At 74.2% G+C, this 14258-nt stretch carries 10 protein-coding genes; 3 read left to right on the top strand and 7 right to left on the bottom strand.

The window, feature by feature from the left end; all coding sequences use genetic code 11:
- Positions 1 to 98: 98 nt before the first annotated feature.
- The gene (locus tag ACZ7C5_RS24905) at positions 99 to 860 is read right to left on the bottom strand and encodes a 3-hydroxybutyrate dehydrogenase (RefSeq protein ID WP_401078778.1); all 762 of its coding nucleotides are present in this window, start codon (positions 858 to 860) and stop codon (positions 99 to 101) included.
- A 344-nt stretch (positions 861 to 1204) separates the two neighbouring features.
- Between ACZ7C5_RS24905 and ACZ7C5_RS24900 the strand changes: the two genes are divergently transcribed.
- The gene (locus tag ACZ7C5_RS24900) at positions 1205 to 3070 is read left to right on the top strand and encodes a regulator (protein ID WP_401078781.1); all 1866 of its coding nucleotides are present in this window, start codon (positions 1205 to 1207) and stop codon (positions 3068 to 3070) included.
- Positions 3071 to 3670: 600 nt separating this feature from the next.
- On the opposite strand, the gene ACZ7C5_RS24895 is transcribed toward ACZ7C5_RS24900, so the two are convergent.
- Together ACZ7C5_RS24895 and ACZ7C5_RS24890 are read right to left on the bottom strand one after the other, a co-directional pair.
- Positions 3671 to 5002 (bottom strand): FAD-dependent oxidoreductase, encoded by a 1332-nt coding sequence (locus tag ACZ7C5_RS24895; protein WP_401078784.1) that lies wholly within the window; start codon positions 5000 to 5002, stop codon positions 3671 to 3673.
- A 476-nt stretch (positions 5003 to 5478) separates the two neighbouring features.
- A complete protein-coding gene (locus ACZ7C5_RS24890; RefSeq protein WP_188296191.1) occupies positions 5479 to 6384 on the bottom strand; it encodes a TIGR01777 family oxidoreductase in 906 nt (301 codons plus the stop codon).
- A 74-nt stretch (positions 6385 to 6458) separates the two neighbouring features.
- On the opposite strand from ACZ7C5_RS24890, the gene ACZ7C5_RS24885 reads away from it, so the two are divergent.
- Positions 6459 to 6956, top strand: a complete 498-nt coding sequence (locus ACZ7C5_RS24885; protein ID WP_401078788.1) for a GNAT family N-acetyltransferase — start codon at positions 6459 to 6461, stop codon at positions 6954 to 6956.
- Between the two features lie 133 nt (positions 6957 to 7089).
- Positions 7090 to 8166, top strand: a complete 1077-nt coding sequence (locus ACZ7C5_RS24880) for a DUF2510 domain-containing protein (RefSeq protein ID WP_401078791.1) — start codon at positions 7090 to 7092, stop codon at positions 8164 to 8166.
- An 18-nt stretch (positions 8167 to 8184) separates the two neighbouring features.
- Here ACZ7C5_RS24880 and ACZ7C5_RS24875 read toward each other — a convergent pair whose 3' ends face one another.
- From ACZ7C5_RS24875 to ACZ7C5_RS24860, 4 genes are all read right to left on the bottom strand, one after another.
- On the bottom strand, positions 8185 to 8700 hold the full coding sequence (locus tag ACZ7C5_RS24875; RefSeq protein WP_401078794.1) for a DUF4240 domain-containing protein: 516 nt from the start codon (positions 8698 to 8700) through the stop codon (positions 8185 to 8187).
- 158 nt (positions 8701 to 8858) lie between these two features.
- A complete protein-coding gene (sucB, locus tag ACZ7C5_RS24870) occupies positions 8859 to 10643 on the bottom strand; it encodes a 2-oxoglutarate dehydrogenase, E2 component, dihydrolipoamide succinyltransferase (RefSeq protein ID WP_470323481.1) in 1785 nt (594 codons plus the stop codon).
- A gap of 80 nt (positions 10644 to 10723) precedes the next feature.
- Positions 10724 to 12130, bottom strand: coding sequence for a dihydrolipoyl dehydrogenase (gene lpdA, locus ACZ7C5_RS24865; RefSeq protein WP_188297393.1), 1407 nt, complete (start codon positions 12128 to 12130; stop codon positions 10724 to 10726).
- A gap of 382 nt (positions 12131 to 12512) precedes the next feature.
- A complete protein-coding gene (locus ACZ7C5_RS24860) occupies positions 12513 to 14015 on the bottom strand; it encodes a leucyl aminopeptidase (RefSeq protein ID WP_401078801.1) in 1503 nt (500 codons plus the stop codon).
- Between the last annotated feature and the right edge of the window lie 243 nt (positions 14016 to 14258).

The following is a 14258-nucleotide window of genomic DNA, read 5'->3' as shown; positions in this document are numbered from 1 at the left end:
CGGACCCCGGGACTATGTGGGTGGCCCACACAGTCCCGGGGTCGAATGTGCCTGTCCGCCCTATGAGCGGGCCGGTCGGATCCCGGAGCGCTCCCCGCTCAGTGCGCCGTCCATCCGCCGTCGACGGGGAGGCTGGCGCCGGTGATGTAGGAGGCGGCGGGGGAGCAGAGCCAGAGGGCCAGCTGAGCGACCTCGTCGGGCTCGATCAGGCGCTTCACGGCGGTGCGGTCGAGCATGATCCGCTCGACCACCTCGTCCTCGTGGATGCCGTGGGCGAGCGCCTGGGCGGCGATCTGCTTCTCCACCAGGGGGGTCCGGACGTAGCCGGGGTTGATGCAGTTGCTGGTGACGCCGTACGGAGCGCCCTCCAGCGCGACGGTCTTGCTCAGGCCCTCCAGGGCGTGCTTCGCGGTGACGTACGCGGACTTGAAGGCGCTGGCGCGCAGCCCGTGGACGGAGGAGACGTTGACGACCCGGCCCCACCCCTGCTCGTACATGTGCGGCAGGGTGCGGCGCAGGATGCGGAACGGGGCCTCGACCATGACGCGCTGGATGAGGGTGAAGCGGTCCGGCGGGAACTCGTGTACGGGCGCGACGTGCTGGAGGCCGGCGTTGTTGACGACGATGTCAGCGTCGTCCGGCAGGGCGTCCACGGCCCCGGGGTCGGCGAGGTCGGTGACGATCGCGCGGCCGCCGATCCGCTCGGCGAGCTCCTCGGCCGGGTCGGCCGCGAGGTCGACGACGTAGACCCGGGCGCCGGCGGCGGCGAGGGCCTCGGCGCAGGCCCGGCCGATGCCCGAGGCGGCCCCGGTGACCATGGCCGTGCGGCCGGCGAGCGGGCGGGCAGTAGAGGTGTCCATGGCCGAGAACGGTAGGAATCCGGCGGCCCCGCTCCCATGTGGCGGACCGCCACAGCATCCCGTTGGGCTGTGGTGTTGTCAGCCATGAGAACGGCGCGGGGTCCGAACGGTGGATCGACCGGTCGATCGGCTGACGGTTCGGCTGCGGATGACCAAACCCAACGTGAGCGCGCTTCCCCACAATGGGCGCGGTTGCTTCACCCGTTCGGTGGATTGCTCGGTCAGATCCACCCATAGCGCCCGAATGCTCGCTACATTCACGCCGATTCCCGACAGGGGGCGCCGCCCCAGGCCGCCGAAGTGCTGGTGAGGCCAGGTGCGACGTCCGAGAGGTGTTGACAGACATGCCCCAACGGCCTGCAACCGACAGCCCGGCGTACGGACCGCTCGACCCGCTCGGCCAGCACCGAGGTCCGGTCGGCCGGACCCTTCCGGACGCCCCCGACGCCCTGACCGCCGACACGCTGGCCGCCGACGCCCCGGGCGCCGACGACCTGCGGCTGCCCGTGCAGGCCACACCTGAACGGCACGAGAACCCCGTCGCGTCCGCGCCCGCCTCGGCCCGCGGCCCCGGCCACTCCGGCCCGGCCCCGCAGAACGGTCAGCTCGCGGCGCTGATCGAGGAGGCCGGCTTCTCGCACGCCGGCCTCGCCCGCCGGGTCGACCAACTGGGCCTGGAGCACGGCCTCGACCTGCGCTACGACAAGACCTCGGTCACCCGCTGGCTGCGCGGCCAGCAGCCGCGCGGCGCCACCCCGGCGCTGATCGCCGAGGTCTTCACCCGCCGGCTCGGCCGCCGCCTCACCGCCCAGGACCTCGGCCTGGACGCCTGCGCCCCGGTCTACGCCGGCCTGGAGTTCGCCGAGACGCCGCAGGAGGCGGTGGACATCGTGGCGAGCATGTGGCGCAAGGACAACGGCCCGCAGTCCGAGCTGCGCCGGATCGCCTTCACCCCGGCCGGCCTGGTCGTCCCCAGCCGGGACTGGCTGATCGGCCGCACCGACGAGCGGGTCGCGCGGGACGGCTCCACCCTGGTCAGGCCGGACGCCGCCGGGCCGCCGTCCGGCAGCGCCACCTCCGCGGCCATCACCGGCGCCCCGGCGCCGGGTGCGCCCGGCGCGTCCCCCATGGGCCCGGCGCGCGGCCCGGCCGTCGGCGCCCCCGGTGCCCCCACCGCCCGCAGCACGGCGGGGACCACCGGCACCGCCCCCACCATCGGCCGGGTGCCGATCCAGAGCCGCCGCCCGCCGGTCGCGGTCGAGCCGGCCTACACCGACCAGGCCCGCGAGTCCCGGCCCACCCTGCGGGTCGGCCGCGGCGACATCGCCGCCATCCGCGCCGTCGGCGACCTCTTCCGGGCGCTCGACCACGCCTACGGCGGCGGCCACGCCCGCCAGGCGCTGGTCCGCTACCTGGAGAGCGAGGCCGAGCCGATGCTGCGCGGCCGCTACGGCGAGCAGATCGGCCGGGCCCTGTTCGGGGCGGTCGCCGACCTCACCAGACTGGCGGGCTGGACGTCCTTCGACATCGCCGCGCACGGCCTCGCCCAGCGCTACTTCGTCCAGGCGCTGCGCCTCTCCCAGGCCGCCGGGGACCGCGCGCTCGGCGGCTACGTGCTGGTGACGATGAGCCAGCAGGCCGTCCACCTCGGCCACGGCCGGGAGGCGGTCCAGCTCGCCCGGGTCGCCCAGCAGGGCGTGGGCACCGCCGTGCCGCCGGTGGTCCAGTCGCTGATGCACGCCGCCGAGGCCCGCGGCCACGGCCTGCTGGGCGACGTGCGGTCCTGCACCACCGCCCTGGTGCGCGCCGAACGCTCCCTGGCCGCGGCCCGGTCCGGCGACGAACTGCCCTCCTGGGCGCGCTACTTCGACGAGGCCCAGCTCTCCGACGAGTTCGCCCACTGCTACCGCGACCTCCAGCAGTGGCGGACGGCCGCGCAGCACGCCGAGAAGTCGCTGCGGCTGCGCTCGCCCGCCTACGCCCGCAGCCGGATCTTCTGCCGCCTGGTGCTCGCCACCGCCAGGCTCGGCATGGGGGACCTCGACGAGGCCTGCACCATGGCCACCGACGCGCTGCGGGCGGCGGGGGAGATGCGCTCGGCCCGCTCGCTGGAGTACGTCCGGGACTTCCACCGCCGCCTCACCCCGTACCGCGGCAGCCCGGTGGCCCGCGCCTTCGAGGAGACGGCCAGGCAGGCGGGGGTGATCTGAGCGGCCGGGTGCGCGGGGCCCGGCCCTCGGCCGCTCGGCGTCGAGCACCACTGCCACCGGGACCGGCCACGCGGTGCCCGCCCGTTTCCAGCGGGCCGCCGCGCGGCGTGCCGGAACCGGTTCCGGAGCCGGCCGGGTCGTCGACGTGCCCCGGCCCGGTACGTCCCGGCCGGTCAGGAGCCGAGCGCGATCCCGGACACGACGGTCGGAAGGCGGGTCGGGAAGGCGGTCGGGACCGCGGTCGGGACGGTGGTCGGGTACGACGACCCACCGCGGCAGCCGGTCGGCGAGCAGCGGGGCGGCCACGGCTGCGGCGGGGATCGGGATCAGGGCCGGTCGCTGGGCGGTGGCGCTCACCGCGCGACCGGCCGAGTGGTCGGAATCATCCGATGAACGGTCAGACCGATCGGAACAGACGGACCGATCGGAAGGCGGAACGGTCGGAACAGACGGACCGATCGGAAGGCGGAACGGTCGGAACAGGCGGAACGGGCGCGTCGGCGTCCCGGCACGCCGTCGGTCTGTCACCCCGGCAGACCGCTGGTGTGGGGGGAGGCCTCGACGTGCCGGCAGCGGCCTGCCGGCCGCGGACCGGGACCGTCAGGCCGCCGCCTCGGCCTCCCTGGCGTCGACCGGGACGCCGAGGTCGCGCAGCACCGCCTCTGCCGCCCGCCGCCCGGAGACCAGCGCGCCCTGCACGGTGCTGGTGTCCCGGTGGTCCCCGGCGACGTACAGCCCGGCCAGCAGCCGTACCGGACGCCGGGGGTTGTGCGGCGGCGGCATGGCGGGCAGCGCGTCCGGGACGTGCCGCACGCCGAGGAACTGCCACCCCGTCGTCGAGGTGCCGTACAGCGCGGCCAGCCGGGTCCGGACGGCCGGTTCCAGCCCGGCCGGGCCGCTCGCGTCGAAGGTGCGCCGCCCGAGCACGGTGGTGGCGACCAGCGCCTGGCCGGCCGGGGCGTAGGACGGGTGCAGCTCGCTGAGCACCAGCGAGTGCGAGACCAGTGGCGGGTGCCCGTTCGGCCGGTCGCCGTCGAGCAGCAGGACGGCCTCGCCCAGCGGGGCGCGGTCGGCCGCGTGGTAGAAGGTCGTGACGGAGTGGAAGTCCGGCAGCCGTAGCCCGGGCAGCAGTTCGGCGGCGGAGCGGGCGTCGGTGGCGACGATCACGGCCTGGGCGCCGATCCGCCCGTGCGCGAGGGTCTCCACGCCGTCCGCGGCGATCGAGCCGACCTGGATCCGGGTGCGGACGGTGCCGGCGGGCAGGGCGGCGGCCAGCTGGGCCGGTACCGCCGCGATGCCGCCGGCGGGCAGACAGAGGCGGCCGCGCGCGTACGAGCGCAGCACCAGGTCGGCGATCCGGCTGCTGGTGCCGAGCGCCGGATCGGAGAGCAGCGCGCTGAGCAGCGGGCGCAGGAAGCCGTCCACGGTGCGCGGGGCGAGGCCGTGGCCGGCCAGCGCGCGGGCGGCGGTGGTCTCCGGCCTGGCCTGGAGCCGGCCGACCGGGGTGGTGGCGAGCCGGCCGAGCCAACCGGCCAGCCGGGCCTTGTCCAGCGGACTGCCGAGCGGGGCCCGGGTGGTGGCGTGCCGGGCGACGGTGAGCTGGGGGTCCCCGGCGCGGTACCGGCGGCCGGCGCTGTGCACCAGTACGCCGGGCGCGAGCGGGCGCAGGTCGAGGCGGTCGAGGTCGAGCGTGCGGCGCAGCTCGGGGAAGGCGGTGTTCAGCAGGTGGCTGCCGTCGTCGAGCCGGAATCCGTCCTGCTCGCGGGTGGCCATCCGGCCGCCGATCCGGTCGGTGCTCTCCAGGACCTGAACGGCGAGGCCGTGGCCGGTGAGCGCGCGGGCGGCGGCCAGGCCGGCGAGTCCGGCACCGACCACGACGACGTCCGGGTCGGACGTCCGACGGGCACGGCGGGTGAAGTCGTACGTGGGCACTGGCGTGCTCCCTCCCTGGTCCCGGGGCTCCGGCCGACGCAGGCAGCGGGGTGCCGGGACACGGTCCGTGGAGGGTGATGCCCAGTCAGTGTGAGCATCAGACAAGCGCGTCGGACCGGATCCGAGGGGAAGGGCGGGTTGTGCGGCACCGGGCAGGACGCCGGTCACGGACAGTGCGCCGTGGCGGCCGGGTTCGGGGGTCGGCGGGCGCGTACGGTCACCGGGGGCGTGCGACGCGCCCGTCGCGTGCTCCCGTGCGCCCCCTTCCCGGGCCCCCTTCAGCCACGCTCGGCATATGCCCCTGGCCAGGGCGAATGCCGTAGTCGGAGTACGCACGGTCGCGCACCACCCGCACGCGCGCCAACCCGCCCCGCGCGCGCAGCACCCCGCGCGCCCGCCCGGTCGGCACCCATGGTCGGCACCCACGGCCGGGCAGCTCGCCCACCCGCCCCGGGCGCCCGGCCCCACCCGCCCCGTCACATCGCCGCGAGCACCGCCGAGTACACGTCCGGGTGGGTGAAGCGGAAGCCCGCGTCCAGCAGCCGCCGCGGCACCACCCGGTGGCTGCCGACCACCTCGACCGCCAGCTCGCCCAGCACCGCCCTGAGCACCGCCTCCGGCACCGGGAACGGCGTCGGCCGCCGCAGCGCCCGGCCGAGCGCGGTGGTCAGCTCGGCGTTGGTCGCGGGGTTCGGCGCGGTGAGGTTGAAGGCGCCGGAGAGGTCGTCGTGGTCGATCAGGAACCGCAGCGCGGCCACCTCGTCGTGCAGCGAGATGAAGCTCCAGTACTGCCGTCCGTCGCCGAGCCGCCCGCCGAGGCCGAGCTTGAACAGCGGGAACAGCCGCCCGCCCGCCCCGCCGCTGGTGGAGAGCACCATCCCGGTGCGCGGGTGGACGACCCGGATCCCGGCCCGCTCGGCCGGCCGGGCGGCGTCCTCCCACTCCCGGCAGACCTCGGCCAGGAAGTCGTCACCGGCGGGCGAGTCCTCGTCGATCACCCGGTCGCCGGTCTGCCCGTACCAGCCGACCGCGGAGGCGCTCACGAGCACCTGCGGCGGCTCCTTGAGCCCGGCCAGCGCGACCGCCAGCGTCTCGGTGCCGTACACCCGGCTCTCCCGGATCTCCCGCTTGTAGGAGTCCGTCCAGCGGCGGTCGCCGACCCCGGCGCCGGCCAGGTGCACCACGGCCTGGACGCCGGTCAGCCCGTCCCGCTCGACCTCGCCGAGCAGCGGGTTCCAGCCGATCGCGGTGCTGCCGTCCGGCCGTGGGCCCGTCTTCGACCGGTGCCGGACCAGCCGGACCACCTCATGGCCGTCCGCCAGCAGGGAGCGGACGAGCGCCGAACCGATCAGACCCGTGGAACCCGTGACAGCGATGCGCATGCGCCCATCCTCGCAGCTCCCGCGCGTTTCCGACCGCCTGTCACGTTCGGACGCGTCTCACTAGCATGGCGCGTATGCCTGACGACGATCTGATCATCCGTACGGCGCGGAGCGAGGACGAGCGCGAGCTCGCCGTCCTCAACCACGCGGCCTGGTCCGTCCGGTCCGACGTCTCCCCGCGACCGCCCGTCGAGGACCCGCTCTTCGACGAGCGGCGCACCCCGGGGCAGTTCCTGCTGGCCGTGCTGGACGGCCGGATCGTCGGCTACGTCCGCCAGGTCCCGCCCACTCCACTGGCGAGCAACCGTCACGTGCGGCAGATCCAGGGCCTGGCCGTCGACGGCACCGTCCGCGGCCGGGGCATCGGCCGCCGCCTGGTCGAGGCGGCCTGCGAGGCGGCCAGGGCCGAGGGCGCCCGCCGGATGACCCTGCGGGTGCTCGGCTGGAACGCGCAGGCCCGCCGCCTCTACGAGGGCTGCGGCTTCGTCGTCGAGGGCTCGCTGGCCGAGGAGTTCCTGATCGACGGGCAGTACGTGGACGACGTCTGGATGGCCCGCCGGCTGGCCGGCTGAGCCTGCCGGGGCCCGCTCGCCGGCCAGCGGGACCGGCCCGGCGGAAGCGGCCGTCCACCGTCTCCCCGGCGGTGCAGAGTCGTGACGGTCCCGCGCTGTCCGGCCCGCCGCCGCGCCGGGTACCGTTTCGCCCGTGAGCAACTCGACGCCTCCCGGGTGGTACCCGGTCCCGGGTGCGGACGGCACCCCCGGTCACGAGCGCTGGTGGGACGGCAACGCCTGGACCAGTGAGGTACGACCGCTTCAGGGCGGCGTCGCGGGCGGGTTCGCCGAAGCCCCCACCCAGCCCTGGGCGCCGTCCGACCAGCGGCCCGACTACGGCTACCCGGGCGGACCGGCGGCCCCGGCCTACGGATACCCGGGACAGGACGCCTACCAGGCCCAACCCCAGGCCCAGGGCGGCTACCCGGCCCCGGCCCAGGGCGGCTACCCCGCCCAGGGCGCGGGCTACGGCTACCCGGGCCCCGGCTACCCGCCGCCCCCGCCCAAGCCGAAGACCGGCCTGATCGTCGGCATCGCGGTCGGCGTGCTGGCCGTGGGCGGGATCGCCGCCGGGATCGCGTTCGGCGGCGGCGGGGGCGACCCGAAGGCGGACCCGACCCCGAACCCCACGGTCACCGTGACCCAGAGCAGCAGCCCCTCGTCGAGTCCCAGTCCGTCGTCGAGCCCCAGCCCGATCGTGCCCCCTCCCACGCCCAAGCCCCTGCCGGTGGTCAAGAGCACCGTCCCCGACGCGCAGCACTCGATCACGGTGCCGGTCTTCGAGGGCTGGGAGGTGACGAGCAGCCCGCCGCACTCGTCGGTCTACCTCGGCACCGGCCGCTACACCTGCCCGGACGGCAGCCAGTGCATCCGCGGCCAGTTCTCGGTCGAGAAGGACACCATCCAGGGCTCCACGCCGAAGGGGGCCGCGGACGCCCAGATGCCCGTCTACGCCGGGCAGATCTTCTCCGGGATCAGCTCCCACACCGACTCCGGCTCGGGCTACGTCAGCGTGGCCGGCGTGCTCGGCTACGCCACCCGCTGGCACGTCCGCACCACGGACGGCACCCAGGGCCACGTCCTGCTGGTCGCCCTCCCGGCCAAGGGCGGCGGCTACGTGGTCATGGAGGGCGGCGTGGACGACAACCCGGCCGCGCCGGACGTCTCGGTGCTGGACCAGATCCTCAAGGGCATCAAGCAGGACAGCTCGTCGGGCAGCAGCACCTGACACGTCCCCAGGGCGCGGCTAGTCCCCGTACCGCTCCCAGAGCTTGGGGAAGCGCTTCGCCATGGCGTCCGGGTCGTCGAAGTCCAGCACCGGCCCGGCCGGCCGGTCGGCCTGCCGCCCGCCCACCTCGGGCAGCGGCAGCCCGGTCAGCCGCTCGTACGCCTCGTCCGCCGCGTAGCCGAGGTCCTCGGCCTCGCCGTCCTCCTCCTCGTCGAACTCGGGCAGCAGGTCCGCCAGGTCGTCAGGCTCGGTCAGCCCGCCCTCGAAGACCTCCCGGCCCTGGCCGATCAGCCAGCACCTGAAGTAGTCGAAGGTGTCGTCGGAGGCGCCGTCGAGCAGCAGGTAGGCCGCACCCCAGAGGTCGTAGCGGTAGGCGCGCCCGAAGCGCGCCTGGAACAGCCGGGCGAAGTCGATCACGTCGTCCGGGGTCAGCTGGAGGAGCCGTTCCACCAGGAGGTCGGCCTGCTCGTCGGGGTCGCCGTCGGCGGCCTCCCGGGTCTCGTCGATGATCTGCCAGAAGTCGGTCTCGTCCATCACCGCTCCAGCATCCCCGTTCGGCCGCGTCCGCGCATGCCACGACTCGGTTCATGCCCGCGACTCGGTACGACCGGGGGCCGGGAACGGCGGAACCCCGCGCCGTCCGGGGACGACGCGGGGTTCCGTACGCGGGGTTCCGCGGGGACCTGGTGGGGTCAGAGGCCGAGCTCGACCTCGAACTCGCCGGCCTCCAGGATCTCCTTGACCGAGACCAGGTAGCGGGCGGCGTCGGCGCCGTCCACCAGGCGGTGGTCGTAGGAGAGCGACAGGTAGACCATGTCGCGGATGCCGATGGCGGTGCCGCCGTCGGCCTCGATGACCACCGGGCGCTTGACGGTGGCGCCGATGCCCAGGATGGCGACCTGGTTCGGCGGCACGATCACGGTGTCGAAGAGCGCACCGCGCGAGCCGGTGTTGCTGATCGTGAAGGTGGCACCGGACAGCTCGTCCGGGGTGATCTTGCTGTCGCGGACCTTGGTGGCCAGCTCGGCGGTCTTCTTCGAGATGCCGGCGATGTTGAGGTCGCCCGCGCCCTTGATGACCGGGGTCATCAGACCCTTCTCCGAGTCCACCGCGATACCGATGTTCTCGGTGTCGAAGTAGGTGACGGTACCCTCGGCGTCGTTGATCCGCGCGTTGACGACCGCGTGGACCTTGAGCGCCTGGGCGGCGGCCTTCACGAAGAACGGCATCGGGGAGAGCTTGACGCCCTCGCGGGCCTGGAAGCCCTCCTTGGCCTTGCCGCGCAGCGACATGATCTTGGTGACGTCGACCTCGACCACGCTGGTCAGCTGGGCCTGCTCGTGCAGCGCCTTCAGCATGTTGTCGCCGATGACCTTGCGCATGCGGGTCATCTTGACCGTCTGGCCGCGCAGGGCGGACGGCGCGGCGGCGGCCTTCGGCGCGGCGGCCGGAGCGGCAGCGGCGACCGGGGCCGGAGCGGCCTTGGCGGCCTCCGCGGCGGCGACGACGTCCTGCTTGCGGATGCGGCCGCCGACGCCGGTACCGGCGACGGAGGACAGCGCGACGCCGTGCTCGGCGGCGAGCTTGCGCACCAGCGGGGTGACGTAGGCGTCACCGGCGTCGGCCACCGGAGCGGCCTGGGCGGCCGGAGCCGGGGCGGCGACCGGGGCCGGGGTGACCGGAGCGGCCGGGGCCGGGGCGGCGACCGGAGCCGGAGCGGCAACCGGGGCAGCCGGAGCAGCGGCGACCGGAGCAGCAACCGGAGCCGGAGCCGGGGCGGCAACCGGAGCGGGAGTGGCGACCGGAGCCGGAGCGGCAACCGGAGCCGGGGCGGCGGCGACGGCACCGGCGGCGCCGATCAGCGCGAGCTGGGCGCCGACCTCGGCGGTCTCGTCCTCGCCGACCAGGATCTTCACCAGAGTGCCGGCGACCGGCGACGGGATCTCGGTGTCGACCTTGTCGGTGGAGACCTCCAGCAGCGGCTCGTCGACCTCGACGGTGTCGCCCTCGGCCTTCAGCCAGCGGGTGACGGTGCCCTCGGTGACCGACTCGCCCAGCGCGGGCAGCAGCACCGGGGTGGCGTCGGCGGCCGGGGCGGCAGCCGGAGCGGCGACCGGAGCCGGGGCGGCAACCGGGGCAGCCGGGGCGGCGACCGGAGCCGGAGCGGCAACCGGAGCGGCCGGAGCGGCGACGGGCGCGGCCTCGGCGACCGGGGCCGGGGCGGCGGCCGGGGCACCCGAGCCGTCGTCGATGATCGCCAGCTCGGCGCCCACCTCGACGGTCTCGTCCTCGGCGACCTTGATCGAGGCCAGGATGCCGGAGGCCGGGGCCGGGATCTCGGTGTCGACCTTGTCGGTCGACACCTCCAGCAGCGGCTCGTCGACCTCGACACGCTCACCCTCGGCCTTCAGCCAGCGGGTGACGGTGCCCTCGGAAACGCTCTCGCCCAGCGCGGGCAGTGTTACTGAGACCGCCATGGTTTCAGCGACTCCTATCAAGTCTTGCGTACGGGAAGTACTTGCGTACGGGAAGTACCGGGAAAGGGGGTGGGGCGTGATCAGTCGTGCGCGTGCAGCGGCTTGCCGGCCAGCGCCAGGTGCGCCTCGCCCAGGGCCTCGGACTGGGTCGGGTGCGCGTGGATGAGCTGCGCGACCTCGGCCGGCAGCGCCTCCCAGTTGTAGATCAGCTGGGCTTCGCCGACCTGCTCGCCCATGCGGGCACCGACCATGTGGACGCCGACCACGGCGCCGTCCTTGACCTGGACGAGCTTGATCTCGCCGGCGGTCTTCAGGATCTTGCTCTTGCCGTTGCCGGCCAGGTTGTACTTCAGGGTGACGACCTTCTCCTTGCCGTACAGCTCGACGGCCTTGGCCTCGGAGATGCCGACGGAGGCCACCTCGGGGTTGGAGTAGGTCACGCGCGGAACGCCGTCGTAGTCGATCGGCACCGGCTTGAGGCCGGCCAGGCGCTCGGCGACCAGGATGCCCTCGGCGAAGCCGACGTGGGCCAGCTGGAGGGTCGGGGCGAGGTCGCCGACGGCGGAGATGGTGGGCACGTTGGTGCGCATGTACTCGTCGACCAGGACGTAGCCGCGGTCCATCGCGACGCCGTTCTCCTCGTAGCCGAGGCCGGCCGAGACGGGGCCGCGGCCGATGGCGACGAGCAGCAGGTCGGCGTCGATCTGCTTGCCGTTCTCGGTGGAGACGCGGACACCGGTCTCGGTGTACTCGACGCCCGAGAAGCGAGCCTTCAGCTCGAACTTGATGCCGCGCTTGCGGAACGCGCGCTCCAGCAGCTTGGAGGAGTTCTCGTCCTCCAGCGGGACGAGGTGCGGCAGCCCCTCGACGATGGTGACCTCGACGCCGAAGGACTTCCAGACGGAGGCGAACTCGACGCCGATGACGCCGCCACCGAGGATGACGACCGACTTCGGGATGCGGTCGAGCTTGAGGGCGTGGTCCGAGGAGATCACGCGGTTGCCGTCGATCTCCAGGCCCGGGATCGAGCGCGGCACCGAACCGGTGGCCAGGACGATGTGGCGGCCTTCGATGCGCTGGCCGTTGACGTCCACCGAGGTCTGCGAGGAGAGCTTGCCCGCGCCCTGGATGAAGGTCACCTTGCGGGACGCCACCAGGCCCTGGAGGCCCTTGTACAGGCCGGCGATGACGTCGTCCTTGTACTTGTGGACGCCGTTGATGTCGATGCCCTGGAAGGTGGCCAGCACGCCGAACTCGGCGGCCTCCTTCGTCTCGTCCGCGATCTCCGCGGCGTGCAGCAGAGCCTTGGTCGGGATGCAGCCGCGGTGCAGGCAGGTGCCGCCGAGCTCACCCTTCTCGACCAGGGCGACGCTCAGGCCCAGCTGAGCGGCGCGGAGCGCCGCGGCGTAACCGCCGCTTCCGCCTCCGAGAATGACAACGTCGAAAACGGTGCTGGCGTCGTTCGCCACGTCACGTCCTCCATGCATGGGGTGGGTCGCCGGGCCGGTCGCGGTCCGGTGGGTCGGAAGCCTTTGTGGGGCGCCCAGTCGTGCCGGAAATACATCTTCGCACTTGTTCACGGCGGCTGATGTCCGGGCCCGCCCCAGGGGTGTCCCGTGGAGCGGTCACCGGGGCGGGAGCACCCCGGACGGAAGGGCATCATCGCAGCTCAGCGCGGTGTTGACAGCCGCCGGACGGGCGGCTTCCGCACCGCTCGCCGCGGCGACTTCCGCACTGTGGAACAAAGTTTCGCCCGCAGCGAACAGGGGTTCGCCATGGCGCCCCGGCCTACCCGTGGGTAACCGGGCCGGAACGCCGACGGGGCCCGGCGCACGCGCGCCGGGCCCCGTCAGCGGGGAGGTGCCTGGATCAGGCCTTGCCGTTCGCCTTCTGCTCGGCGAAGCGGAGCAGGGTGCGCACCGCGCTCGCGGTGCCGCCCTTCGGGGTGTAGCCGTACGGCGCGCCCTCGTGGAACGCCGGACCGGCGATGTCCAGGTGCGCCCAGGCGGTGCCCTCGGCCACGAACTCCTGCAGGAACAGACCGGCCGTCAGGCCGCCGCCCATCCGCTCGCCCATGTTGGACAGGTCGGCGATGGTCGACTCGGTGAAGCCCTTGCGCAGGTCGGCCGGCAGCGGCATCGGCCAGGACTGCTCGCCCGCCTCGCCGGCCAGGGTGTGCAGCTCCGAGCGCAGCTCGTCGTCGTTGGCCATCACGCCGAAGGTGCGGTTGCCCAGGGCCATCACCATGGCGCCGGTCAGGGTCGCCACGTCGATGATGACGTCCGGGTTCTCCTCGCCGGCCCGCACGATCGCGTCGGCCAGCACCAGGCGGCCCTCGGCGTCGGTGTTCAGGACCTCGACGGTCTTGCCGCCGTACATCTTCAGGACGTCACCCGGGCGGGTGGCGCTGCCGGACGGCATGTTCTCGGCCAGGGCGAGCCAGCCGGTCACGTTGACGGCCAGGCCCAGGCGCTTGGCGGCCACCACGGTGGCGAACACGGCGGCGGCGCCGGCCATGTCGCACTTCATGGTCTCGTTGTGGCCGGCCGGCTTCAGCGAGATGCCGCCCGAGTCGTAGGTGATGCCCTTGCCGATGAACGCCAGGGTGGCCTTGGCCTTCGGGTGGGTGTAGGCCACCTTCACCAGGCGGGGAGGGTTCGCCGAGCCGCCGCCGACGCCCAGCAGGCCGCCGAAGCCGCCCTTGGTCAGCGCCTTCTCGTCCAGCACCTCGACCTTGAGGCCGTGCTCCTTGCCGGCCGCCTGGGCGATCGCGGCGAAGCTCTTCGGGTTCAGGTCGTTCGGCGCGGTGTTGACCAGGTCGCGGGCGCGGTTCATCTCCTCGCCGATCGCGGCGGCACGCTCCACGGCGGCCTTGGCGTCCTTGCTGCCCTTGCGGGCGGCCAGCACGACCAGCTCGCCGACCGGCTCCTTGCCGTTGCCGTTGGCCTTGTACGCGCCGAAGGCGTACGAGCCGAGCAGGCCGCCCAGCGCGACCGCCTCGACGTCCGCCGCGGACTCGACCGGGAGGGCCAGCGCGGCCTTCTTGGCGCCGGCCAGGGTGCGGGCGGCGACACCGGCGGCGCGGCGCAGCGCCTCCGGCTGGTAACCGTCCTCGGCGGCCTCGCCCAGGCCGACCGCGAGCACGAGCGCGGCCTTCAGCCCGGCGGGGGAGGCGACCTTGACGGCCTCGCCCTCGGCGCCGGTCGCGCCCAGGGTGCCGAGGACCTCGGCCAGCTTGCCCTCGAACGCCTCGTTCACGGCCTCGGCGCCGGGGGCCAGCACGATGCCCTTCGGGCCCTTCGCGACACCGACCACCAGGGCGTCCGCGCGCAGCGAGGCGGCGGAGGAGGTGCTCACAGACAATGCAGTCACGTAATGCGTCCTGTTCTTTCGCGGTCCACGGCCGGTCACGGCGAGACTGCCGCACCGGCGCAGCCCGCCGTCGCAGGCCGTCCGCCGGCGGGCCCGGAGGTCCGGGCCCCCTGGAGCGCGCGTCCGCCGGAGGCGGCCGCGCACATCAGAGGCCCCGGCTCCTCGGTGCGCGCCGGGCGGGCAGGACCTGCCACGGTGCAGGGCTGCGGTGCTTCACGCATGGTAGTCCGCATGCTGGGATCA

This window comes from Kitasatospora sp. NPDC036993, from assembly GCF_055607525.1.
Note: the sequence above shows the minus strand (reverse complement) of the source record. Positions and strands in the feature narration are given on the sequence as shown.

Coding starts and splice junctions, on each gene's coding strand:
- ACZ7C5_RS24900 (WP_401078781.1), top strand. CDS start 1,205: ATGCCCCAACGGCCTGCAACCGACAGCCCGGCGTACGGACCGCTCGAC.
- ACZ7C5_RS24875 (WP_401078794.1), bottom strand. CDS start 8,700: ATGGACGAGACCGACTTCTGGCAGATCATCGACGAGACCCGGGAGGCC.
- ACZ7C5_RS24885 (WP_401078788.1), top strand. CDS start 6,459: ATGCCTGACGACGATCTGATCATCCGTACGGCGCGGAGCGAGGACGAG.
- sucB (WP_470323481.1), bottom strand. CDS start 10,643: ATGGCGGTCTCAGTAACACTGCCCGCGCTGGGCGAGAGCGTTTCCGAG.
- lpdA (WP_188297393.1), bottom strand. CDS start 12,130: ATGCATGGAGGACGTGACGTGGCGAACGACGCCAGCACCGTTTTCGAC.
- ACZ7C5_RS24905 (WP_401078778.1), bottom strand. CDS start 860: ATGGACACCTCTACTGCCCGCCCGCTCGCCGGCCGCACGGCCATGGTC.
- ACZ7C5_RS24890 (WP_188296191.1), bottom strand. CDS start 6,384: ATGCGCATCGCTGTCACGGGTTCCACGGGTCTGATCGGTTCGGCGCTC.